Source organism: Bradyrhizobium sp. SUTN9-2, assembly GCF_003122645.1.
Lineage (GTDB): Bacteria > Pseudomonadota > Alphaproteobacteria > Rhizobiales > Xanthobacteraceae > Bradyrhizobium > Bradyrhizobium yuanmingense.
In genome coordinates this window covers 2784110-2806112 of record NZ_LAXE01000001.1, presented here as the reverse complement: position 1 = coordinate 2806112, position 22003 = coordinate 2784110, and the positions used below count along the sequence as shown (strand labels likewise).

The window sequence follows — 22003 nt, the reverse complement described above, 5'->3', positions numbered from 1 at the left end:
GGCGACGAATTGCGGTGAACCGCGATCTCCGCCGATGGCGGCCGGAACGCGAGTGAGTGGGCAGAGCTGTCAGCGACAACAACCGTTGCAGGAGGGTATTGTGGTGCATGCTAACAAGAAGGCGGTCGGCTTGGTGCTGTGCCTCGGCGCTGTCGTGCTTGTGGCTGGTGGCTGGGCGTATGCCCATTCGAACGAGACATTCACCGATAACGCCTATATTCGCGGCGAAATGACCTCGCTCGCGCCGAAGGCTGCAGGCTACGTCACGGCCGTGGAGGTTCAGGATAACCAGACCGTTCGTGCAGGCGACGTCCTGTTCCGGATCGACGATCGCGACTACCGCGCACGCCTGGCGCAAGCCGAGGCCAATGTCGAAGTCGCCCAAGCCCGCCTCACCAATGTCGATGCGGAGATCCAACTCCAGCATGCCCTGATACGGCAGGCCGAAGCTCAAAGACTTGCGAGCGTGGCCGAGCTGAATCTGGCGCGAAAGGCCTCCGATCGCCGCCGCGAACTGATCCGCACCAACGCGGTCAGCCAGGCGCAGGTCGATGAAAGCGACGCGGCGCTATCGAGAACCGAGGCGGGGGTGTCGGCGGCGGCGGCAACGGTGGAGGCCCAGCGGGCACGCATCGCCGTCCTTGCCAGCCAGCGCGAAGCTGCACTTGCTGCAGTGGCGCAAGCGCACGCCGCACGCGATCTCGCCCAGATCGATCTCGACCACACCGTGGTGCATGCGCCGGTCGACGGCGTCGTCGGCAACCGCCAGGTTCGCGTCGGCCGGCTTGTCACGCCGGGCACCTCCTTGCTCGATATCGTTCCGGTCAAGGACGTGTGGGTGGTGGCGAACTTCAAGGAAAGCCAGATCGAACATATCCGGCCCGGTCAGCGCGCCCGCATCAAGGTGGACGGCTATCCGAACCAGACGATTGAAGGTGTGGTGGACAGCTTTGCGCCCGGCAGCGGTTCTACGTTCACCCTGCTCCCCGCTGACAATGCGACGGGGAACTTCATTCGTGTCGTTCAACGGGTGCCTGTGAAAATCCGCTTCGACAGAAATCCATTGCCCGGCCGCGTCGTGCCTGGCCTGTCGGCGCGTGTCGAAATAGATCGAGGAAGCGGCACATGACCGCGATCGCCGACGCCACGCCAGGCTACGACAGACGCGCGGCAGGAAGCATTCTTGTCGCAGGCATCGTGCTCGCCACTCTGACGGAGGCAATCGCAAGCACCGTCCTGTCGCTCGGACGCAACGACATCATTGGCGACACCCATGCGACTCCCGACGAGTTCGCCTGGCTGGACATCGGATACACCGCAACAAAGCTAGTCGGGTTCATGGCCGCCTCCTGGCTCATGACACGCACCAGTCCGCGCCGCCTGATCATCGGTTCGACGCTGGTCATGGGCACGGCCTGCGGCATCGCCGCCATCACGTATCGGTTAGATCTGCTGGTCGCACTCCGCATCATACAGGGCTTCTCCGGCGGCACCTTGCTTGTCGCGGGACAGTCGATCATTTTTCTCGCCTATCCGCGATCCTACCAGCCGATCCTTCAGGCTCTGTTTGCGATGGGGTCTGTGGTCGCTCCTGCGACCATCGCTCCGGCGCTCCAGGGATGGTTGATCGACAGCCAGTCGTGGGCATGGATCTTCTTCGGCGTTGTTCCGGTAGCCCTCGCCGCTATCGGACTTCTGCTGATCGCAGACGGCCCCAGGCCCGTTGCGGCTGCGCGCCTTCCGTTCGACTGGGTCGGCTTCTTGCTGATCTCAGTCACATTCTTCTGCTTCACCTATGTTATGAACCAAGGCAGCCGATGGCGCTGGTTCGAGGAGCCTCGCATCGCGTGGCTGACCGTGATCGGCGCAGCCGCCTTGCTGGCATTTCTCGGCCAACAAGCGATGGCCAAAAGCCAAGGCCTGTTCGATTTCACCCTGTTCCGGTCGAGCGATTTCTCCTTCGCCTTCATCGTCAGTTTCGTCGCCGGTGCCGCCTTGTTCGGCAGCGCGTATCTGATCCCGTCGTTTGCCGTGTCCGTACTCGCGTTCACGCCAAGTGAGGCCGGCCAGCTCCTATTGCCGAGCGGCGCGCTTTTCGTCGGCGCGCTCCTCATTGCTGCCTTTCTCATGCAGGTCAGGGGCGCTCCCCCTATCGCCACGGTGCCGTTCGGAATCCTGATGATCATGGCCGCGATGTGGATGCTGTCCGGCTCGACCAGCGAAAGTGGCGCCGACGACATGATGGCCGCCATCCTGCTTCGCGGCTTTGGACTTGGCTTCCTTTTCCTGTCGATCACCCTTATCGCTTTCAGCGACCTCAACAACCACAATCGAGCGTCCGGCATCGGTCTTTTCAACGCCGGGCGCCAGCTCGGTGGCCTCATGGGGGTAGCCGGGCTCCAGACCATGATCGACCACAATGTCACCACCAATGCCACGGTGCTTGGCGCGAGTGTCACCGCAGGCCTTCCCGCGGTCAGCGAGCGGCTGGGAACGACGAGTGCCATGCTCGCAGCACGAGGAATGGACAGCGTGGCCGCCGGCCGGACTGCGATGGGTCTGTTGGGTCGAGCCCTCACCGGTCAATCCACGGTGATCGCTTTCGACACCGCGTTCGCTGCCATCGCTCTTCTTTTCGTCATCGCTGCGCCGGTTCTGGTCACCATCAAGATCGCGTTTGCCCTGCACGCGAAGAAGCGCGCGGCGCAGTTAGCCCGAACCGAGGAGCCGTACATGACATACCCCGCGTCGAAACCCTCCCGCCAAGCCAATGCCGTGTCGAGGCCAGACCCTCGCGCCGAGATCGTGCTGGCGGTCAGCGAGGCCCTCGCCCATCCGAGCGGCGCGCCCGCTGACCTCGACAATATCTTGGATCGAAGCGGATACTCGACGGAAGACATTCTATCGGCATTCGAGAGCGTCGACGATCTCATTGTCGCGATCGCCGAACACAAAGCCTTCCTCATATCGCAGCCATTGGTGAGGAGAGCGCGCCCCGGCACCGTAGATGATGCACGCGAAACACTCATCGCGTTCGGACGCGTCGCCTGGAAGGAATACTCGACCACCCTGGTCGGCTTCGTTCGGATGATGATGACCGAGGGTGCACGCAATCCTGCGCTGAAGAAGCGGGTGCACGAGGCGGGACAAGCGATTGTCACACTCAAGCTACGGGAGTTTCTGTCCGCAGCAGATGAGCGGGGGATCCTGTCGATATCGGACGCTCAGCTATACGCCGAGCAACTGCTGGGACTATTGAGAGAACCGCTCTACCAGGCGCTGATGCTGACTCCGGCAATGAGCCTGGAAGCCCCAGCCGCCGACCGCGTCAGAGCCAGTATCGAAAGCTTCATTCATGGATGTGGGAGCACGAGGAGCATGAAGCGATGAGCGCAGCCAATGATATTGGCCGGTCAAGGTGGTCTGGCCCGAGCGAGAGCCCTTCAAGACTGAAGGTCGTCGGCGACGTCCCGGCGGACCTGGCGAACAGCATCGACGATAATGGGTCCCTGGTGACAGTCGACCCCGCCGACTGGATCGTCTGTTTCGTGCCCGGCCTTCGACGGCAATGGTGGCATCGCTTCGTCCATCACAGGCATAAGCATGTCTTTGCCATGCGGCCCACGAGCACGGGGAGTTGGCTGCTCGTTGAGCCGTGGTGGACGCGCATGATGGTGACGATCCTGCCACCGGCCGATGCCGTCAGATTTCTTCGGTGGGGTGCGACGGGCGATATCCTGCGGGTCCGCGAAGCGGTCCCGGGCACAGCGAGCCAGCTTCGCGGTTGGTCGAACTGCGCGGTTCTCTCGGCGTTCTTGCTCGGCCGACCGAGCTGGACATGGACGCCGCACGGTCTCTACCGGCAGCTACTGCGCGAAAGGTCAACGCGGCGCGAGAACGTGCAGCAACTTCTCGTCGACCAGTTCACCAAAGTCGTCAGCCATTACTCGTCCAACGCGCTGAGTGTCAGTGCCGACCAGCTTTCCTTGCCACTCAGGGAACTGCTCATCATCATTGGGCGCTCTCTCCTCGAAACGATGATGACGCCGTCGTTGCTGGAGGTCTGTTATACAGCCATACTTGAAGCGGACCGCTACCCCGATGCGACACGGGCCTACGCGCAACATGGACCTACGCCGGCCATCGCGGTCCTTACGAAAATTCTGGCAAAAGCGAAGCAGGCCGGAGAAATCGATCTAGCACATTGCGAAGCCGGCGCCCGCCAGTTTCTTGGGATGCTCCATGGAAACGTCCATCTGGAGGCCGTGCTTCAGCTCGGCGACGTACCAACGCTTTCCGACATCGATTTGCGCGCTCGCACCGCGGTGAAAGTCTTTCTCGACGGCGCCGAGCCTGACGAGAGGACAGGAATCGTTGCGCGAGCGGCATTGACGGCATGACTGGTGCCACTCGCAGCGACAATCCTACTGTGAGGTGGGGTTGCCGTGGCCAGGATGCGCCGGTCTCTCTACATACTCGCAGCGCGGCGCAGCTGCCCCCATGCGTCGCCGACGACAAGAAACGAAGTGGGAAGATGCCGGCTATGTCGGCCGGCTCTAATCCAGACAGAACGTTGAAAGCGGTTCTGTCGGGCGGCCTTCGAGTCGGCTTCGCCTCCGCCTCGGCGGGTAAAGTAGATCACAATGCCGAGAGTGGCCCCGCCGATTGGTCGCCAAAATCACCGATTGAAAAACCGTTTTAATCGGTCGTCTCAAACGGTTCGCGAGGGCAAGTCCTTGAAGAACTTGGTGGGCGCACCAGGGCTCGAACCTGGGACCCGCTGATTAAGAGTCAGCCTTGGGTTGAGAACGATCAATGACTTGCTGGTCGCACGACCGGGCTTATCCGACTGAAAGTGGGCGTTCGTCGCACGATCAAAGTGCTGCATTTCACCGGCTAACATCCGCGCGGTCGGAGCATCCGCGGGGTAGACCCTGGTTGGCGCCGTGTCTCTTGCAAGCTACCGTTAGAGCGGCTCACGCGGCGGATTGGAGCCTTTTCCGTTCCGATTGATCGAATCCTCGGGTACCCTCATTCCGCCGCGTCGGCGGAACTGGCGAAGTTGATAGATGGCTGCATGGAGAGCGGAGATGGGCCGGCTCGATAAGCAGATGGATCCGTTCCACCCTGCCGCGCATCTGACGACGGCGGATCGCGTCGCCGACAATCTTGGGCTTGAGCAAGTCGACACGTCGTCATCCGTTGAACCGGCCCGAGAGAAAGCCGCCTCGTCACCCGCGCATTTTGGGTCGGGCCGGGCAGGGACCGGTGTAACGGGCTCTACCAATTGGATCGACCGAGCACGTCGCATCTGGCGGCGCCATCTCCAGCGCGATCAACTCCCCCGAACGACCGGGGGGTCGACGGGAAACTTCGAGCGCTGGTTGATCGCACTGCTGAGCGTCGGCTTCGTCGTGAGTTGCGTTTGCGCGATCATTGTCTTCATGCAGGTCAACGCGCGCAAATTGGAGATCGCAACACTGCAACGTGATATCATCGCACTCAAGCTACGCGTAGCCAGGCTCGATCAGATCGCAAGCACGAACGAGATGCGCGAAAAGGCAAGCCGTGGAATACCCAAACCGCCGTCGGAGATCCAACGCGACCAGGCTCCGCTCATCCTGTCACGTGAAGAGATTCAGCTTGTCCGAGACTATATCAAGCCTGCACCAGTTGCTGGCCCCGCGACTGAGACGACAAAGGTCGGCGATCCCGTCGTGGGAGAAACCGTTCCCTTTTCCTCTCCGATCACGGACAAGGTGCGGAAGCTGCTCGGCGCGAGATTTACCGTTCGCAATGGCGTTGTTGTCATCGTCCGCAGCGGCAGCCGTCACGCTGATGCTGTAATTGGGCCCAATTGACGAGAACTGGCCGCGATCGCAGTAGTCGATCGCCCTCTTAAGGCTGGTTGTTCGGTGGTCTTTCAATGAACCGCCGGCTGCCATTGAGAAGCTCGAGGTTATTGGCGATAACCGGGTTGCCTGGATCGAGCGAATAGGCCTTCTCGAACTTTCGGCGCGCCGCACTCAGATTGCCGCGCAGCATGTACGAATATCCCTGGTCGTTCAGGACCTGCACGGTTTCGCCGCCCAGCCGGATCGCTTGGGCATAGGCCTGATCGGCGAGATCAAAGCGACGTATCCGATCATAGCTCGCCGCGAGTCCAACCCAGGCCGTCACGTCCTTCGGCGATTTCTCGACCGCATCCCTGAAATAGCGATTGGCTAACCCGTAGCTGCCGCGGTTGAAATGCTCCAAGCCCAGCCGTACCGGCTCGTCCGAGGGATAATATTTGACGTCCGTCGGCTCCTGCACGGGGTCCCCCCCAGGCGGCTCGACGGGAGCGACGACGGCAGCCTGCCTCAGCGTATGATCACACCCCGCAAGGCCGATCCCCAACCAGCAACAGGTCAGCATGAAGATGATACGTCGCATAACCCCTCGGTCCCCCGCACGTCGCAGCAACTTCACTGCGCCGTTCGCAAACAACATCGCCAAAACCACGCACTAAAAATCGTTACCTGCCGCCTACGCCTATTCCACCAACCGGCACTGATACTCCAGCAGTCGATCCAGCCCCCAATCCTTCTATGTTGACGTTCTGGGTTGGGGCAGTCCGCACGCCCATTTGTTTCGTCGCATCGCCAATGTCGGGAAGCTGATCCACCGGCTGTTTCGTGTTGCCATAGCGAGTCACGGCGGCGCCCACGCGCCGGGCGTCGTACGTGATCCTGCGATCACCGACGTTTCGCGGCCATGGATGGATTGTGTGGGTGACCGCGTTGACCTCCTTGGCATTGCCGGCACTCATCGTGATGGTGTCTGAACGCTGGAAATAGCGGTCCACCTCGTCATGACCGGCCACCCCGTAACATCCCCCGAGCAGCAGCGGTGCGAACAGAGCCAGATACCTGATGGTCATCTCCCGCTTCCTTCTCAGTTGAGCGTTTTTACGACCGGCTGGTTCGCAACGGCCGGTGCCGGAATGGTCGCAGTGACCTCGGGAGCGATGATGTGACCATAGGGTCCTTTAACGTCGCCGCCGGAGTTGACGTAGTCATTGTAACGCTTGCGCACTTCCATCTGGCCATTGAGGAAGAAATCGACGTCGTTGGCCGGAAGGCGGGAGTCGAGCGGCGACGCCAATTGCTGACCGGGTGCGGCCGGCGCGACTAGGCGCGGCGTCACGATGATGACGAGATCGGTTTCCTCCTGCTGGTACGACTTGCTGCTGAACAGGCTTCCGATCACCGGCACGGAGCCGATCCATGGCAGTTGCGAAACGTCTTGGCGATTCCGGGTCTGCAGCAGGCCGGCGATCGCAAAGCTCTGGCCATCGCGCAACTCAACCGTGGTGCGCGCGTCGCGGCGGGTCAGCGCAGGAACAGTCGTCCCCTGGATCGTCACCGCATTGGCAAAATCAAGCTCACTGACCGACGGCTCGACCCGAAGGTTGATCACGCCGCGCGAGAGCACGGTGGGGACGAAGGCCAGTTCGACACCGAACTTCTTGTAGTCGATCGTGATCGTGGGAAAGCCATTCGAGGTCTGGGTCGGTATCGGTACCGGAAACTCGCCGCCGGCGAGGAAGCGCGCGGCATCGCCGGACAACGTGGTCAAGTTTGGCTCGGCCAGCCGGCGCGCCAATCCTTTGGTTTCCAGCGCCGAGATCAACAAGTCCACCGAGCCGCCGCTGGTGGTCCTGATAATGCTGGTCAACAAGCTTCCGAACGGGGCCGGCGCAATACCTCCCGCTGTACCGGCGAGCGTCCCCAAAGTTCCGAGTATCGGAAGGCTGCCAGCAGGATTGGCGCCAACAGGAGTGCTGCTGGTGGTAAGGGCGCTAGTGTTGCTGCCGGTGGTGGGCACTCTGGTGATGTTATTGATGCCGCCGATCGGCGCCCGCCCGACGGCTGTAGTTGAACCAAGGCCGGTATTGCCGACGTTGGTGCCATTGGCATTTGCCGCATACAGATTGACGCCTAGGTTGCGGCCAGCCTCCCGACTCACCTCGAGAAAGCGCACCTCCAGCATCACCTGCTGCGGCGCCGCGACACTCATTGCGTTGACGACGACTCCGCCTTTCGCAACGGTGCTCGTGGCGATCGCCATGGCCCGCTCGGCCGTAACCGCATCGGCCGCCGTTCCGCTAAGCACCACCTGGCCCTCGGAAGCCGAGACGCGGATCCCGTGCCCGCCAGTGCTGCTGCGGATGTTCTGCTGGAGATTGGTGGTATCGATCACGACCTCGACGTCGAGGATGCCGATCTGCTTCATCGAGGAGTCGAGCAGGATGACGTTGGTGGTGCCGGTCTGCTTGCCCTGGACGTAGATCAGGTGATCGCTGAGCGACTTCACGTCCACAATGTCGGGCGAGCCGGCCACGATAGTTGCGAAAGCCGTATCGACCTTGAAGGTGCGTGACTTGTTGACCACCACCTTGACCCGCTGGACGTCGTTCATTTCGCTGACGAAGACGCCGCCGCCGGAGGAGCCCCGCCGGTCTGCCGCTGTCGCGGGGTCAGCGGACGCAAAGGAGGCGAGCGCCGCCCCAAGACCCATCACGCTGAAGGCGAGAAGCCTCCTTATCTTACCCGAAATGCGACCGCCACCCATTCGAGTCCCCCCAGCTGCGATCCGCGGCTCCCCCGCAAATCTACGTGCTCGATATCCCCAATAGTTCCCCTCTGCGCACCACGCCGCAGAGCTTACAAGATGTCCGACTACAATTCGTTACTTCGCGTTTCCAAGATCATCGTCCTTGATGCTGCCTGCGTGCAAGAAGAGACGCTTACCGCACAGCCTCAAGTGGCAAAGAAAACTTTCCAATGTTGCGGGCGCGCATCATTTCTCTCTGCAGCTCCGTTCAGAACTGCTGCAGCACGACCACGTTTGCGCGATTCCGTCGTGGCTCACGATCGAACGGCGTCGGCTCGTCGTCTCCAAACGGCACTTGGCCAGGCTCAGATTGCTTTGGCGCAGTTCGATTCCGAGGGGTTTGTCCAGCTCGAGCGCCGACCCGAGGCGATGTCGGCCAAGATGGGTAAGGCACGTTGCCATATTTTGCCTAGAAGGGAATTTGCGTTGACGCGCTCGGTGCATTGAGCGTCGTACCCCATATCGGCATCAGCATGGTGAAGCCGGCTTGAGAAGCGGTCACTGTCAAATTGGTGCCGCTGGATGCCACGCTCAGCGTCGGCGTGAGACCGCCGCGATACAGGAACGGCGCGGCAGTCTGCTTTGCGGTTGTGGACATGGGATCGCCCGCGCAGCTTGACGGCGACTGAGGCGGGCTTTGAAGCAAGGCAGGCGTGTAGCAGTTGATCATGACCGCTCGGGCCCCCGCGCTCGCGAGCGTCCGCAAGGACTGCATCGTGATCGCATAGCGTCCGAGATCGAAGATGGCGAAGATCAACATGAAAAGGGACACAAAGGCGAGGATGAACTCGAACGATGCGATGCCCCGCTGATCGAGCTTTCTCATCACTGCACCAAGCGGACAACTTGGGTGTAAGGGACGGTGACCGGATTACATCCATCCGTGCTCAGGAAGCCGCCACCGCCCATGGTGAGAGTTTTGGCGATCACTTGTGAACAGGTCGTATTGGTACTTTGCGTCGCTCCGTTCCAGGTCACGTCGACGTGCGGGAAATACATCGCACCACCCAGCTTAACCGAACCACCGTTGATGGTGACCTGATTACTGCTCTTGCTCGGTGCTTGATCATCAATCAGAACGCCGTTCAGATCAGAAGAGAAAGTGTTGGTGTAAGGCGCGGACAGATTAACTACAGCGCCGCCAGAGATGGAAATGCTGGAATCCCCGAGTAATACAAGAGTGACGCCTAAACCTGTGCCAGCCGGTGGCCAGGGTGTGCAGGCACTGCAAGTGATGGTTCCGCCATTGAATCTTATCGTGCCATTGTAGAAAAAGTACGTGCCCGGACTAAAATCTACCGCGTTCCCGGTCGTGCACGTTAGGTTGCGGTACAGGTTAGTGCTGCTCGGCGGGGTATTAGGCGTCAACGTACCACTGCATGCCAAATCGTTTGGCTTCCCGCTCGAGGTCAAGCTATTGAACGATTGGCTGTCCAATTTGCTAAGTGGATTGTTGGCATACGGCATGAAATAGTTGTACGTGACGCCGGGATTGGCGCAGGTGCTGGCTGGACTACAGCCGGTTACACCCAAGACGGCCCATCCCGAACCGGTGAAAGAGGCAGTGCTGGCAAACTGAACACTGGCATCCGACATTATCGGGCAACCCGTGCCGTTGTTGCTGACGTTACCGGCAATCTTAAGCGCCCCTCCGCCGCCGTTCGGATCAGGTCCGAGCGCCAAGGCGCACACCTTGCTCGGCAGTTCGACCAGAGCGATGGCTTGGGCGGGGATGTTGACGGTCGTCAAACCCAGCACTGCCGACAAGTAGGCCGGCTGTTGCTGACTGACGAGGGCGCGAACGGCGTTACCGCCGCCTCCTGCGGGCGGCGTTGTGAACGCACCCGCACTATAGCTGCCGATGTCGATCTGCACCGCCCGCGAGATTCCCGTTGGAAGGCTTGGCGCACAGTTGGTGCCCGGATAGGCCGTATCGCCGGTGTTGCAGAACCCGTTCTGTGCCGCGAATTCCTTTGCTTGATAATCCACTGATGTATCGCAGAGCACACCAGCATTGTCGCATGCAAGTCGCAGGGCGCCCGAGTAGGCCGCTGCATCGGCGGCATTCTGCGCGTGCTGCCTGGTGACGTACCACGATCCCGCCTCGGCCCCGAGTGCGACCACGCCGATGAGCGGAATCAGCACGATGACTGTTGCGAATGCGGCCGAGCCTCGTCTGGAACGGAGCAGACTGCGCATGAAAACACCTACTGGAAGCGTTCTGAATAAGCCAGTGTGTATGTGCAACTGTTGGGACAGAGCACCGACGTCAACACAATCGGGGCCAAAGTGACAGTCGTCGAAAATGTAAAGTACTTGGGAGTCGAACCAAGGGTGCCGGAGCTGCAGACAGTGCTTCCGCACATGACCTGGATATTGCCGATGGTATGCCCGGCGACCGTTGTCTGTAGCGCCGACACCCAAGTCCCCGGGTCCGCCGGGTCGGGCGGACTCTTGTATTGAATGTATTGTCCGAATGAGCGCAAGGCCGACCACGCAGAGATAAACCGGAAGCCCGCGGCAGCGACGTCGGCAAGCGGCATCAGCAGGAACGACACCATGAAAATGTAAACGATGACTGTCTCAAACGCGACGGCGCCGCGCTGATCGGCGACGAAGGACCCTTTACGATACGCGCGCCTGCCTCCACGGGGACTTGCCACGTGCGATCGCGTCACCCGAGCCGCAGCGATCTGAACCATGTCCACCACAATCCGGCCACGCATAGCCGCTCACCAAACGTAAGGAATCACTCGCCAACGTGATGCTTCGTAACTCGAATACTCGGGGCAATTGCGCCGAAGCAGGTCTTCTTCGTAAAGGATTCGGCAGACCTGAATGCCTATATGCAGAACCAGGACCATCACCGTGACCGGTGTCAGGTATTGCAGCACGACGCCCAGCACCACGATTTCTTCGGCGACATAGAGCGGGTGCTTGATCCATCGATAGGGTCCGGTCTGGACCACCGAGCGCGCCTGCGGCACCAGGCTGAACGACCGACCCAGATGTCGGATGGTGACGAGCATCATGATCGTGCCGACCAGCACGCAAGCCGTCGATGCCAGGTTGGGCAGCGTGTCGTCGGTTTTGCCGAGGAAGCTGATCGACCACGGCAGATAGCTGCCGACGAAGGCAGCTATTCTTGGAAGCAGGCCATCGGCATGCGCCTTTGCCGGTGAGCGCGTCATGATCAACAGCGCCAGGAGCATGTAGAAGATGCCGAGGCAAAAGCTCGACAAGAGCGAGGGCCACGGATCGTGCAGCGACGCCCCAATCCTGACGGCGACGCAAAGAGCCAGCAACAAGAACCACAAGCTGCCAAGCAGCCGCATGATCCGGTCGTAAGATCCGCTCTTGGAGAGGGCAATTGTGCTCATGGCTACTTTCCGAAGCTGGCGAACGAACGCACGAGGTGAAGAACGGGACTTCCCCCCATGATGACGAACATGGCTGGGAGCAGGAACAGCACCATCGGAATGGTCAGCTTGGCGCCCAACTTGTGCGCCCTTTCTTCCAGCTTGGTGATGCGTTCCCGCCGCAGGTCGAGCGCGATACTGCGCAGCGCCTGGCCCAACGGCGTTCCGTACTGCAAGCTCTGGCTGATCATCGTGCCGAACCGGCGAAGACCATCCGAAGTGACCGCCAAATTCTCGAATGCTTCGACGCGGCTTGGCAGTATCCGGAGATCATCAAGGAGTCGGTGCAGCACCCAGGCCATGGCAGGATTGGTCGACTTCATTTCTTCGGCGACACGCCCCAGCCCGCTTTCCAGGCCCATTCCCGCCTCGCTGCACACGATCAGCAAATCGATCATATCCGGCGTGCCCAGCCGAATGGCAGCATCAAAGCGCCGCTTCATCACCGACAGAGCCAATCGCGGACCCAAGATTCCGATCACCACACCCATCAGCGTGAAGACCAGCACGTCGGCAGGTCTCCTTCCCGAAAGTTGCGCCAGAAGCAGCGCAATGACCGGCAGCGCGAACATGCTGACGATCTTGATGCCGATCCAGATCGGCAAGGTTCTATGATGATTGAATCCAGATGAGTGGAGGACCGTTCGTAGCTCCTCCAGATTCTCCTCGGCGTAGAAGCGCCGATAGCGCATGCCCAGCCACGAGAACCAACCGGTCAGGTCTTTGAAGGGGGCTGAACGGTAAGGGATACCCATCACGGCGTTTGAGACCCGCGTGTCCAATGCACGGACGTGTAGTTCGCGGATGATCAACATGAAGGCCGCCGTTCCAGCTACGACTGCGAGGGCCGCCAGCCCGAGACCAAAAGTCATAGTTCTGTTTCCCGCCTGACCATCCAACTTATCACCAGATGCCCGATGAGCACCGAGACTACCGCGTAAGCCAGAAGCTTGTTTCCGGTCGGGTCAGTGAACAGCAGATCGACGTTCTGCGGATTGGCCGCGTATAGCAATGCTCCGGCAATCAGGGGCGAGATCGTGAGTGCTCGCGAGGAAAAGATCACTTCTCCCGCCAGCGCCTTGGCGCGAGCAGCGAGCGCAACACGCTGACTCACCGTGTCGCCCAGCGTCTGCAAGGTCTCGGCCAAGCTGCCGCCGGACTTCAATTGAACCGCAAGTGTCACCGCAAACATCGCATACTCTGCCACTTGCGTTCGCCGATAGACGCCTTCGACGGCTTCCTCCGGAGGTCTTCCCAGATTCATTTCGCTGCACACGATTGCAAATTGTCCAGACGTCGGTTGCGGCATTTCGCGCGCGATGGTGCGAAATGCTTCGTGCACAGGCAGACCCGATCGAACCGTACTCGTCACCAGCTGAATGGCGTCAGGCAGCTGCCGGAAGAGTTGACTGGCGAACCGACGTTGCTGCCAGCCAAACAGACCTCGCACGACTACCACGGCGGCAACCGCAGCCGCGACAGACACGTAGAAAACGGAAAATCCCAGCAGGCGATTAGCGTAGAAGATCGCTGCTACGGCGATAGCGGCAGCAAGCAGCACATACGCCGGATGCCAGGCGTGAACCATCTCGGGCCTGTAATTGGCCAAACGGTGGAGAAGCAGATATCGGGAGCCGGTTTCCGCCCGGCGAATGGATGGCAGGCTGGCCGGATGGGAGGCCGGTAGAGCGACCGCCAGCCGGCGGTCCATGCGTCGCTCCCGGCCGTCGAGCCATAACGAGCCGACGGCTGCGCACATCGCGAGCACCAGAACAGCGACGATCACGGCCTCAGGTATCATATCTGCCTCACTGCCTCGGCCCAGGCGCGATCGAGCCCGAAATAGACGAGACGGCTCTTGAATTTCGGGACTGCAAGGGTGGCCCGGTAAGTGCCCGAGATCCGCCCATTGTCGTCCTCCTCCTGGTATTCGAATGTTGCGATGTCATTGGTGGTGATCACATCCGATTCCAGCCCCATCACCTCGCTGATCTGGATAATGCGACGTTGCCCATCGCGCATGCGTTCGACTTGCACGATGAGATCCAGTGCAGCGACGATCTGAGTTCGAATGGCTCGCGACGGCAGATTCACCTGCCCCATCTGCACCATGTTCTCGATGCGGGTCAGGGCGTCGCGAGCACTATTGGCATGGACCGTGGAGATCGAACCATCATGGCCGGTGTTCATCGCCTGCAGCATGTCAAACGCTTCGGCGCCGCGCACCTCGCCCACGACGATCCGGTCAGGACGCATGCGCAGCGCATTCCACAACAGATCGCGCTGTGTCACCTGCCCCGTGCCTTCAAGGCTGGGAGGCCGGGTCTCCAGGCTGATCACGTGCGGCTGCTGGAGCTGCAACTCCGCCGCATCCTCGATGGTGACGACGCGTTCGCTGTGATCGATGAACTGGCTCATGGCGTTGAGCAGCGTCGTCTTGCCGGACCCGGTGCCGCCGGAGACCAGGACATTGAGCCGACACCGGGCGGCAATCTCCAGCAATTGTCCGACGGCTGCGGTCATCGAGCCGTTTTCGATCAGTGCGGCGATATCCAGGCGGCGGCTCGGAAACTTTCTAATCGAGATGCAGGGGCTGTGGATCGCCAGCGGCGGGAAGATGATGTTGACGCGGCTGCCGTCGGACAAGCGGCAATCCACCATCGGACTGGATTCGTCGATGCGCCGTCCAACTTGCGCGGCAATTTTCTGGGCCACCGATGCGATGTGATCATTGTCGCGGAAGCGCACCGCGATCCGCTCCAGCTTGCCGGCTCGTTCGACATAAACGTTGCTCGGCCCGTTAATCATGATGTCGTTGATCGATTGATCGAGCAGAAGCGGACGCAGCGGCCCATAGCCGGTCATGTCGTCGGCAATCTCGTCCGCCAGTTGAAGCTGCTCGCGACCCGACAGTTCGAGCCGTTCCTCATTGGCGATGCCATGGATGATTTCCTCGATCTGGCGCCGAAGGACGTCACGCGAAACAGTTGCGGCCACCGATGGCTCAATCTGCTCGATGACGCGTTCGCGCAGTGAAGCTGGCATCACCGGCCGGTCAATCGAAGCCTCGTCGCGCCTTGAGGTTGATGCAGGCACGCTTGGCGTCGTTGCAGCCAAGCTCGGCGTCGATGCAGGCAAGCGAACCGGCGTTTCCTCGTCGCGCCTACCAAACTTTCTCATAGCCCCAGCAGCCTCCGCAGCCGTCCCTTCTGCTCGGCGCCAAGCCCCGTGATCTCCCGTACGATCGGCGCGAGATGGCGTCGCAGTGCAGATACGTGCTTCAGCGCGGGAATTCCGAGATTGACCGCCTGGGTCATGCCCTTCCCGAGATCGGGTACGACCATGTCAGGCTCTGTCCCCAACGCCTTGACCACCGCGGCCCTGGGAAGGCCCCCCGGGCGATTGGCACGGTTCAGCAAGGTGAAGACCCGATCCCTGCCGGCAATGTTGGTGACGGCGGCCCGCAGTGCGTGGGCATTGCGAAGTCCGGTCACCTCCGCCTCCAGCAGCACCAGCACGTGCCGGGAAAGAGAAATCACCGGATGGATGGATGACGGAAACGGGACCGGGACATCGACCACGATGTAGTTGAATCGTTGGCGGAGCAGGCCAAGGACGTGCCTCACGCCCGCTTCGGTGATGTCGAGCTGAGCGTCCAGTTCCTCATCGGCGGAAATCAGGCTGACTCGCTCGTTGACTGCGATTGCGGCGCGCTCGAGGAACAACGTGTCCGCCCGCATCGGATTCTCCAGGGCGATGCGCAGGCCTGGTCCGGGCTGAACACCCAGCATCACGGCTGTTTCGCCGCCTTGAAGATGAAGATCGAGCAGCGCGACCTTGGCCTTGGTGGTCTCCGCCAGTTGCAGCGCGAGATTGATGGCGATGCTCGTTGCGCCGGCACCGCCCTGCGCGCCGCAGATCGAGATCACATGCCCGCCTCGGTCGGTCGGCGCCGGCGCACGATCGCCCAGCAGCTTTGGGCGCAGCTGGTCCAGCACCATGTCCCGCGTGATCGGTCTCGGCAGGTACTCGGTCAGGCCGAGCTCCATAAGCGCGCGATAGAAGGTGATCTCCCTGCTTTCACCGATCAGAGCCACCCGGACATCGGGCGGACAGACGCCGGCCAGCCGCTCCAGTTCGGCAAATGGATCATCGATACCACTGATGTCCGTCACCAGGGCGAATAGTTCGGTGTCCGTTTCGAGCATCCGTATGGCATTGCGGATCGTGCCCCGCTTGATCGAAATATTGCTGCCTTCAAGGCCCTTGCGCAGAGCCGCGGCACTCAATTCGTCATTGACGAAGCAGACGATTCGATTGCGGGCGACAACAGAGGTCGCTTCTTCAGGAGTGCTGAGGGCCGCTATGTTAACGCTCATCAACGTTTCTCCAGCAACTTGCCTGCCTGAACCACCATCGTCGCTCCGCGGCGGGACACTTCCGACCCGTCGCAGTTGATCGGAACGTCGCCGTCGGCAGATTCCTGTTTCCTGACGGAGTATTGTTTTATCTGACCACCGGAATGAACAACGACCGCTGCTGTCCGGCCGGCAATCGCATTTTGGCGGGCGATTTCCGGCGACACATCGCAGCTGGACATGGCGCCAGTGTCCGCCGTATCCCACTGCTCGACTGCGGCCCGCACCGCCAGGGAAAGCGTTCCGAGCTGCCTTGCGACCGTGATCTTCTTGACCTGGTCCGGGGCAAGCTCCAACGATACAGTCTGCGCTTGCTTGCCGGCCACCGAGCCGGCTACCGAGCTTACGGTTCGGCCACCCTGCATGATTTCCTGGTCAATCGCGATGACTCGAACGTTTCCTAGAACTGTCTCGCTCAGGGCCCGGCGCGCGGGATCTGCCTTCTCGAACACCTGGGTCAACAAGACATCAACATGATCACCCGGCCTGATCAGCCCCGACACGCCAGACTCCTCGTCCACCTTGATGCTGATTGCACGGCTATCCGGTGCCAGGACGCTGGCCAGGAAGCCACGATCCCGAGGTCGCAATACGTCCTGCAAGGTGATGGGACTGCCAGCGTCGACGAACTTGCGGACCAGAGAGCCGGGAAGTCCGGCCTTCGAGTCCGGTGTTTCCAGGATCGCCCCTGCGGGAAGGCGTTCAGGCGACACCGAGCGCACGGCGAAATCTTCTTCGCGGGCCAATGTACCTTTCGACAGCGGACGTGCCGCGACAAAATACCCGACAGTCGAAGGAGGCGCCGGCCCTTGCGCCGTAACCGTTACCGGAACCTGTTTCGGCAGGTTCATGTTGTAGGCGATCAGCCCGAATGCGGTGGTTGCGAGCAAGAGCACAAGGATGATCGAGAGGCGCAACGTGGATGACATGTCAAAATCCTCTGCTCGAGATGGTCCAGATGCCACCGCACGCTATGGCCACCCCGTAAGGCAGGGGCGCGTGTCGCACGTGGCGCCAGCGCTCGATCGCGTAGACGCGCCGTGCGAGCGACGAACCGACCGGCGCCAATTTCGGATATGGTAGGACGCGCATCACCAGATGCACCAGGGCAAGAACGCCCCCGGCCAGCGCGGTTACCGCCAGCAACTCAATCAAGCCCGTCGGCGGCAGGCCAATGGCCAAAGCTACCAGTAACTTGACGTCGCCCCCGCCAATCCCGCCACGCTGGTAGAGCGCGAGCAGCAGCAGGAACAGGAGCGTCGCGGCGATGAGGGATTCGGCAAGTTGCATTGGGCTGGCAAGCTGACGGGCGATCCCGAGCAGCGCCAGCAAGAGACAGACGTCATTTCGGATCGTGCGGGTCGCGACGTCGAGCGTTGCGACATACAGCAACAACGAGATTTCCAGTATCGAGACGATGGAAGAAACCCAGCTCATGCATGCCTCAGGGTGGTGGGAAGGCACAGCACCAATAAGAATGGAGAGAAATAACATTCGGAGGGGGACACATTCCGATGCCCCCCTCTGGCCGGACGGCCGTATCAGACTGCCGCAGTAAAAGCGGTGGTGATCGCGGTGATCCCGCCTGTCAGCGCGGTTCCGATCGCACCGCCGGCCCCAACGCCGAACACAGCTGACACTGCGCCGATGATGCAAACCGCGACGATGATGTACTCGAATGACACCACGCCGTCCTGGTCCGTCCGCAGACGCTTCAACGCTTCCTTGGTCTCGATGAAATGATGCAACATAGAGGAATCCCTTCTTTCAAGATGGATTTTTCAGACACCTTGGCAACTTCAGCGGCTGCGGATTTATCTCCGGCCCCGCCAGCGACAAACTATTCATTAAATACTTATTAGCGTCAACATTTAATATATAATTCCGATTTTAAATCGACGCACTGCGAAGCGAGCCGTCACAACAATCTCAGAATCGACAAAAGCGCCGTAAATCAAATACGATAGCCGAACCAACAATCGGATCCTGGGCAGAGCGCTGGCTGGAGTCGGTAAGCAATCACCGGATTATTACGGATGAGCAGCGTTATAATAAGATTAATAGGTAATCATGTGAGGGCGATATAATCGACCGGATGCTGCGCCCCTGGCCCGCGCACATGGAGCAATTTCGCGACGTGCGAAGGCGCGACGCAGCACATCTGTCACGACGGGTGAGGTGATCCGTTCGAAGATTCCGATCGCACTGATCGCTGCCTTGCAGCCGCATGATTCCCGTCAGTTGCACCGGTGTGCCGCAATCATAGAGGCTCCTGGACCCCACCTTGCGAGGCGGACCATCGCGGGATGGTGGTACGCTCTAGAGCGTAGCGCGCAGCCAGGACCCGTCATCATTGTTACGGGCTCGGTAGCCGGCGCATCTGCCCTGGGGTGCGGAGAAAAGCAAAACAACCGATTATTTTATTATCGTATATAATCATGATGACTCCATCACAAAATTAAAAAATATGTTGGGGAAAAGAAAACATGGGAGGTTGGAATGGAAGCTGCCCGCCGCTTTCGCGCAATGGCCTTGCTTTGCCGTCAGACTGCCGTACTCCAACCTGCGCGAAGCTGGAAATTGCTTGCAGAGGCAGAGTACTGGGAGCATCTGGCCGCCGCGGCCTTAGCTCATTGAGCTTCAGTCGGGCGTTCTTTGTCTTCCGTTTTCGTCGACTTCCTAGTTAAGTCCTTTTCTGAGGCATGTGATGAGTATGCGTCAAATTTCCTCTAGTGCTGTTCTGAGCGAACGGCACCAGGCGCTTCTGGAGGAGCTCAGAGAGGTGGAGAAACTTCGAAGTAAGCTCCGACATCTAGAAACAAAACCAATCGGCAGAAGGCGGCGTACCAAAGCGAGCGGCAGAGCTAGAGCCGTTTAGAGACCCGCCGGATCCGAAGGATGACCCGGCTCACTCGCGCGATTCGATGCACGGATTGCCCGCGTTCCTCGCGTCCACCTCTACCTTGAAAGAGGACTGGGCGGCTTTCATCTGCGCCTAGCGAGCCTCGGCGATGACGTCGCTACGACGCGTCGCCAACCAGCCAGGCCGGGGTGCCTCACAACACTTGAACGAACTCGGCGGCGAGACCGGCCGCCCATTCAGGGTCGGGCGTTAGCTCCGACTTTCACTCGACGTTGCACTTCGGAACACCGCAACGAGCCGATCGCCTTCCCAAAGCTCAACGTCGTGCTCGTCATGCATTTGCTCGGCTCGGCGTCTCGCCGCCTGCTCGTCAATACAGTCGAGCTTTGCAGTGCAGATCACTTGCCGGCTGCCGTCCACCACGAAAACCTTATACCGCATGATGCCGTCCGATCCAAAAAGGTGACGATCATCGTACCCGAATGTCCGGTTAAGGCAGCGCCAAACTAAGTGCGATGCAACGGAACCATTGTACGTGGCAGTTCGGCGATACCTGCTCGTTCAATCCGTCGGTCGCGCGGCGGCAGTACCTCGTATGTCGCCACCTCAGTGGCGTAGTCTCACTGCGTGCCGAAGCGTGTGGCTCGAGCTTAAGAGCGAGAGGCCACCAAGCGTCATCAGCAGCCCACCGAGCCAGCCCGTCCAGCTGCGCGCTTCGTCGTGCCCCTCTGCAGTGCGCGGGCCCAGCGGCATATCTTGAGATGGGTCGGCAGGCGCGGCGGCGAGAAACTGCCCAACGTTGACTTGATCCGGCACGGAGTGTTCGCGCTTGAGCTGGTTGCGGGGAATATCTCCGACGGGAGCCGCCGACATCAGGGTAGCACCCGTGCCGAGATCGGAAGTGGCATCTGCTACCTGCATTTCCGTTACAGGCGTCTGGGATTGCTCGGGCGGTGCAGAGCGCAGCAACTCCGCACGCGCATCAACGATCACGCTCCGCGTGGTCTGCGTGGTCCGGTTCTCGTCGAAACTGGCGCTACGGTCTTTGGCCGCGGGAGCCCGAATGGGTTTCTTCACCGTCGCGATGCCCTCGGCCAGGAACCAGCATCTGCGACGACCGTCCGTTCGGTAGACCCAATGCTGTCCGCCACTGGTCGAGGTACCGGGACGCGGCGCGCATTCGGCTTGCGGCGGAGGGGTGGTTACCGTGGGTTGGGACGTAGCAGTATTGAAGAAGTCGGTTAGAGGATTGGAAGACGCAGGCGTCGCCGAAAAACCTCCGACAAGGAGCAAACTGGCGAAGTACAATCGCAAATGTCCGGACATCGGAAACTCCCGGGTGCGCCCCGCTTGAGCCTTAGCGGCGACAACGGCCCCCATGCGGCTTAAATCGGGCAACGCGATGAATTAATGGTATTCTTGGCCACCTAATTTATATGCCGGTCCAGCACTCCAGGGATGCCTGCAACAAGGATAGGCCGATGGATTCATCGGTCATCTGAGTTGCGCCGGGCCTCGATCCGCGGCGTAGCCGCCCGGTCGATTGCGATAGTTGCGCCCGTTCCCGAACACCAAAGCAAAACTTGCCGAGGGATGAGTTCGTGGATGTCGCGATACGTGGACACCCCCGCTACGAATTAAATACTCCATCGCGATATTGCCATCGTCGCGCCTTTCTCCCTGCCACCTAGCGGATTTAAATGTGGATTGCGCGATCAATATTTAACTGGCGGCTTGCCTGCTCCCTGATTCCCGACTTGTGTGCCCGGGCCTTCTGCCCAAGATTCGGATTGGAGCCATGAACACCGCGCATTTTAATTCGCTCTCCGTTGACGAGCTCTGGACCCTTCACCAAGAGGTCGCCGCCAAACTCACTCAGAAAATGTTGGTGCAAAAAGCACGTTTGGAGGAATAGACTGGCCAGCGAGGTCACACGGCTCAATTACAAGCGCCGTCGTCCATATCCGCCCGTCCGTCCCAAATATCGCAATCCGAAGAATCCAGCGGAGACATGGTCGGGTCGTGGCAGGCAGCCGCGATGGCTGCGGCCGCAGCTTCGAAGCGGCCGAGACTTGGACGATTTCCTGATCGATCAGGCTTCAGCTCAAAAGCGGCAGACAAATTGAGCGCCGATTGCGGCATTTTGGGTTGGGAATGCTGGCGCCGGCTGTTTCCCGATCTGAGATTTTCACATTATCGTTTTAACGCGGGTCATGACTATGGTTGGAGCCATTGGCCGTAGCGACCGCACTTGCGATCCGGCTGACGGTCTCGCTGAATCGCTCGGGGGGCCCGCGGCGCAGTGAAGACATCGACGAGAACTCAAGCGCACGATGGCCCGACTCTAGTCGTGATGCTCTCTGAAGTGCCGCCTAACCGCATTCCACGCTCGAAGGGCTGGAAGGAGGAGGACGACGAAAAGAACTCTGATTGCAACTGGAGTCATCCCGCGCTGCAGGAGTGGTGGTTCGCGACCATCCCAGCGACCGGCCGTCGTGTTGATCGTCGCCGGAGATGGAATCGCTGCGTGCCGAGTAGGTGCCGGTCTGCGCGAGGGCAGGACAGCTACAACGAACAGAACGTTCACCAGCAGCCATATTCCCACTATGCTAAGGACACTACGCACGAGAACGACCATCGTTGAT

General features: G+C 60.4%; 21 protein-coding genes and 1 pseudogene. 7 read left to right on the top strand and 15 right to left on the bottom strand.

Annotation, left to right across the window (positions count from 1 at the left end):
- The first annotated feature begins 85 nt into the window (after nucleotides 1-85).
- The 5 genes and pseudogenes from XF30_RS12725 to XF30_RS12710 all read left to right on the top strand — a co-directional run bounded on the left by XF30_RS12725 (nucleotide 86) and on the right by XF30_RS12710 (nucleotide 5861).
- Nucleotides 86-1129 carry an HlyD family secretion protein gene (locus XF30_RS12725; RefSeq protein WP_244608942.1) on the top strand — a complete coding sequence of 348 codons (1044 nt, stop codon included), beginning with the start codon at nucleotides 86-88 and terminating at the stop codon, nucleotides 1127-1129.
- Nucleotides 1126-2703: pseudogene (locus tag XF30_RS12720) on the top strand (DHA2 family efflux MFS transporter permease subunit); the annotation flags it as partial. The gene XF30_RS12725 and the pseudogene XF30_RS12720, both read left to right, overlap by 4 nt.
- Nucleotides 2704-2733: 30 nt before the next feature.
- Nucleotides 2734-3390 carry a TetR/AcrR family transcriptional regulator C-terminal domain-containing protein gene (locus XF30_RS39805; RefSeq protein ID WP_283811213.1) on the top strand — a complete coding sequence of 219 codons (657 nt, stop codon included), beginning with the start codon at nucleotides 2734-2736 and terminating at the stop codon, nucleotides 3388-3390.
- Complete coding sequence (locus XF30_RS12715; RefSeq protein ID WP_109145691.1) at nucleotides 3387-4400, top strand: TetR/AcrR family transcriptional regulator C-terminal domain-containing protein; 1014 nt, start codon at nucleotides 3387-3389, stop codon at nucleotides 4398-4400. The genes XF30_RS39805 and XF30_RS12715 overlap by 4 nt, the downstream gene beginning before the upstream one ends.
- A 690-nt stretch (nucleotides 4401-5090) precedes the next feature.
- The gene (locus XF30_RS12710; RefSeq protein WP_109145690.1) at nucleotides 5091-5861 is read left to right on the top strand and encodes a hypothetical protein; all 771 of its coding nucleotides are present in this window, start codon (nucleotides 5091-5093) and stop codon (nucleotides 5859-5861) included.
- A gap of 37 nt (nucleotides 5862-5898) precedes the next feature.
- Here XF30_RS12710 and XF30_RS12705 read toward each other — a convergent pair whose 3' ends face one another.
- The 3 genes from XF30_RS12705 to XF30_RS12695 form a co-directional block, all read right to left on the bottom strand.
- Complete coding sequence (locus XF30_RS12705; RefSeq protein ID WP_085969012.1) at nucleotides 5899-6435, bottom strand: tetratricopeptide repeat protein; 537 nt, start codon at nucleotides 6433-6435, stop codon at nucleotides 5899-5901.
- Nucleotides 6436-6517: 82 nt separating this feature from the next.
- Entirely contained in the window at nucleotides 6518-6922 is a 405-nt protein-coding gene (locus XF30_RS12700; protein WP_109142901.1) for a hypothetical protein, read from the bottom strand.
- A gap of 14 nt (nucleotides 6923-6936) precedes the next feature.
- Complete coding sequence (locus XF30_RS12695) at nucleotides 6937-8616, bottom strand: type II and III secretion system protein family protein (protein ID WP_036031691.1); 1680 nt, start codon at nucleotides 8614-8616, stop codon at nucleotides 6937-6939.
- A gap of 99 nt (nucleotides 8617-8715) precedes the next feature.
- Between XF30_RS12695 and XF30_RS37740 the strand changes: the two genes are divergently transcribed.
- Nucleotides 8716-9105 (top strand): hypothetical protein, encoded by a 390-nt coding sequence (locus tag XF30_RS37740; RefSeq protein ID WP_146207697.1) that lies wholly within the window; start codon nucleotides 8716-8718, stop codon nucleotides 9103-9105.
- Here the strand turns inward: XF30_RS37740 and XF30_RS12690 are convergent.
- The 12 genes from XF30_RS12690 to XF30_RS12630 form a co-directional block, all read right to left on the bottom strand.
- A complete protein-coding gene (locus tag XF30_RS12690) occupies nucleotides 9068-9484 on the bottom strand; it encodes a TadE family protein (protein ID WP_225150331.1) in 417 nt (138 codons plus the stop codon). The genes XF30_RS37740 and XF30_RS12690 overlap by 38 nt on opposite strands.
- Nucleotides 9484-10857, bottom strand: coding sequence for a pilus assembly protein TadG-related protein (locus XF30_RS12685; RefSeq protein ID WP_036031695.1), 1374 nt, complete (start codon nucleotides 10855-10857; stop codon nucleotides 9484-9486). The genes XF30_RS12690 and XF30_RS12685 overlap by 1 nt, the downstream gene beginning before the upstream one ends.
- An 8-nt stretch (nucleotides 10858-10865) precedes the next feature.
- Nucleotides 10866-11360 carry a hypothetical protein gene (locus XF30_RS12680; protein ID WP_244608941.1) on the bottom strand — a complete coding sequence of 165 codons (495 nt, stop codon included), beginning with the start codon at nucleotides 11358-11360 and terminating at the stop codon, nucleotides 10866-10868.
- Between the two features lie 30 nt (nucleotides 11361-11390).
- The gene (locus XF30_RS12675) at nucleotides 11391-12038 is read right to left on the bottom strand and encodes a methyltransferase family protein (protein ID WP_057026672.1); all 648 of its coding nucleotides are present in this window, start codon (nucleotides 12036-12038) and stop codon (nucleotides 11391-11393) included.
- A 2-nt stretch (nucleotides 12039-12040) separates the two neighbouring features.
- The gene (locus tag XF30_RS12670) at nucleotides 12041-12949 is read right to left on the bottom strand and encodes a type II secretion system F family protein (RefSeq protein ID WP_036008129.1); all 909 of its coding nucleotides are present in this window, start codon (nucleotides 12947-12949) and stop codon (nucleotides 12041-12043) included.
- Nucleotides 12946-13878 carry a type II secretion system F family protein gene (locus tag XF30_RS12665; RefSeq protein ID WP_192893117.1) on the bottom strand — a complete coding sequence of 311 codons (933 nt, stop codon included), beginning with the start codon at nucleotides 13876-13878 and terminating at the stop codon, nucleotides 12946-12948. Before XF30_RS12665 ends, XF30_RS12670 begins: the two co-directional genes overlap by 4 nt.
- Nucleotides 13875-15257, bottom strand: coding sequence for a TadA family conjugal transfer-associated ATPase (locus XF30_RS12660; RefSeq protein WP_036008135.1), 1383 nt, complete (start codon nucleotides 15255-15257; stop codon nucleotides 13875-13877). Before XF30_RS12660 ends, XF30_RS12665 begins: the two co-directional genes overlap by 4 nt.
- Nucleotides 15254-16456 carry a CpaE/TadZ family protein gene (locus tag XF30_RS12655; protein ID WP_036031703.1) on the bottom strand — a complete coding sequence of 401 codons (1203 nt, stop codon included), beginning with the start codon at nucleotides 16454-16456 and terminating at the stop codon, nucleotides 15254-15256. The genes XF30_RS12660 and XF30_RS12655 overlap by 4 nt, the downstream gene beginning before the upstream one ends.
- The gene (cpaB, locus tag XF30_RS12650) at nucleotides 16456-17424 is read right to left on the bottom strand and encodes a Flp pilus assembly protein CpaB (protein WP_192893116.1); all 969 of its coding nucleotides are present in this window, start codon (nucleotides 17422-17424) and stop codon (nucleotides 16456-16458) included. Before cpaB ends, XF30_RS12655 begins: the two co-directional genes overlap by 1 nt.
- Nucleotide 17425: 1 nt before the next feature.
- A complete protein-coding gene (locus tag XF30_RS12645) occupies nucleotides 17426-17932 on the bottom strand; it encodes an A24 family peptidase (protein WP_050996277.1) in 507 nt (168 codons plus the stop codon).
- A gap of 104 nt (nucleotides 17933-18036) precedes the next feature.
- Nucleotides 18037-18246, bottom strand: coding sequence for a hypothetical protein (locus XF30_RS12640; protein ID WP_036008144.1), 210 nt, complete (start codon nucleotides 18244-18246; stop codon nucleotides 18037-18039).
- A gap of 1718 nt (nucleotides 18247-19964) precedes the next feature.
- Entirely contained in the window at nucleotides 19965-20684 is a 720-nt protein-coding gene (locus tag XF30_RS12630; RefSeq protein ID WP_109145688.1) for a hypothetical protein, read from the bottom strand.
- A 590-nt stretch (nucleotides 20685-21274) separates the two neighbouring features.
- Between XF30_RS12630 and XF30_RS39940 the strand changes: the two genes are divergently transcribed.
- Entirely contained in the window at nucleotides 21275-21484 is a 210-nt protein-coding gene (locus tag XF30_RS39940; protein WP_349644202.1) for an H-NS histone family protein, read from the top strand.
- The last annotated feature ends 519 nt before the right edge of the window (nucleotides 21485-22003 follow it).

What these genes read in the sequence shown, in the direction of transcription:
- XF30_RS12685 (WP_036031695.1), bottom strand. Translation starts at nt 10,857, where the DNA reads ATGCGCAGTCTGCTCCGTTCCAGACGAGGCTCGGCCGCATTCGCAACA.
- XF30_RS12710 (WP_109145690.1), top strand. Translation starts at nt 5,091, where the DNA reads ATGGGCCGGCTCGATAAGCAGATGGATCCGTTCCACCCTGCCGCGCAT.
- XF30_RS12655 (WP_036031703.1), bottom strand. Translation starts at nt 16,456, where the DNA reads ATGAGCGTTAACATAGCGGCCCTCAGCACTCCTGAAGAAGCGACCTCT.
- XF30_RS39805 (WP_283811213.1), top strand. Translation starts at nt 2,734, where the DNA reads ATGACATACCCCGCGTCGAAACCCTCCCGCCAAGCCAATGCCGTGTCG.
- cpaB (WP_192893116.1), bottom strand. Translation starts at nt 17,424, where the DNA reads ATGTCATCCACGTTGCGCCTCTCGATCATCCTTGTGCTCTTGCTCGCA.
- XF30_RS12665 (WP_192893117.1), bottom strand. Translation starts at nt 13,878, where the DNA reads ATGATACCTGAGGCCGTGATCGTCGCTGTTCTGGTGCTCGCGATGTGC.
- XF30_RS12645 (WP_050996277.1), bottom strand. Translation starts at nt 17,932, where the DNA reads ATGAGCTGGGTTTCTTCCATCGTCTCGATACTGGAAATCTCGTTGTTG.
- XF30_RS12670 (WP_036008129.1), bottom strand. Translation starts at nt 12,949, where the DNA reads ATGACTTTTGGTCTCGGGCTGGCGGCCCTCGCAGTCGTAGCTGGAACG.
- XF30_RS12705 (WP_085969012.1), bottom strand. Translation starts at nt 6,435, where the DNA reads ATGCGACGTATCATCTTCATGCTGACCTGTTGCTGGTTGGGGATCGGC.
- XF30_RS12660 (WP_036008135.1), bottom strand. Translation starts at nt 15,257, where the DNA reads ATGAGAAAGTTTGGTAGGCGCGACGAGGAAACGCCGGTTCGCTTGCCT.
- XF30_RS37740 (WP_146207697.1), top strand. Translation starts at nt 8,716, where the DNA reads ATGTCCGACTACAATTCGTTACTTCGCGTTTCCAAGATCATCGTCCTT.
- XF30_RS12715 (WP_109145691.1), top strand. Translation starts at nt 3,387, where the DNA reads ATGAGCGCAGCCAATGATATTGGCCGGTCAAGGTGGTCTGGCCCGAGC.
- XF30_RS12640 (WP_036008144.1), bottom strand. Translation starts at nt 18,246, where the DNA reads ATGTTGCATCATTTCATCGAGACCAAGGAAGCGTTGAAGCGTCTGCGG.
- XF30_RS12680 (WP_244608941.1), bottom strand. Translation starts at nt 11,360, where the DNA reads ATGGTTCAGATCGCTGCGGCTCGGGTGACGCGATCGCACGTGGCAAGT.
- XF30_RS12700 (WP_109142901.1), bottom strand. Translation starts at nt 6,922, where the DNA reads ATGACCATCAGGTATCTGGCTCTGTTCGCACCGCTGCTGCTCGGGGGA.
- XF30_RS12675 (WP_057026672.1), bottom strand. Translation starts at nt 12,038, where the DNA reads ATGAGCACAATTGCCCTCTCCAAGAGCGGATCTTACGACCGGATCATG.
- XF30_RS12695 (WP_036031691.1), bottom strand. Translation starts at nt 8,616, where the DNA reads ATGGGTGGCGGTCGCATTTCGGGTAAGATAAGGAGGCTTCTCGCCTTC.
- XF30_RS12690 (WP_225150331.1), bottom strand. Translation starts at nt 9,484, where the DNA reads ATGAGAAAGCTCGATCAGCGGGGCATCGCATCGTTCGAGTTCATCCTC.
- XF30_RS12630 (WP_109145688.1), bottom strand. Translation starts at nt 20,684, where the DNA reads ATGTCCGGACATTTGCGATTGTACTTCGCCAGTTTGCTCCTTGTCGGA.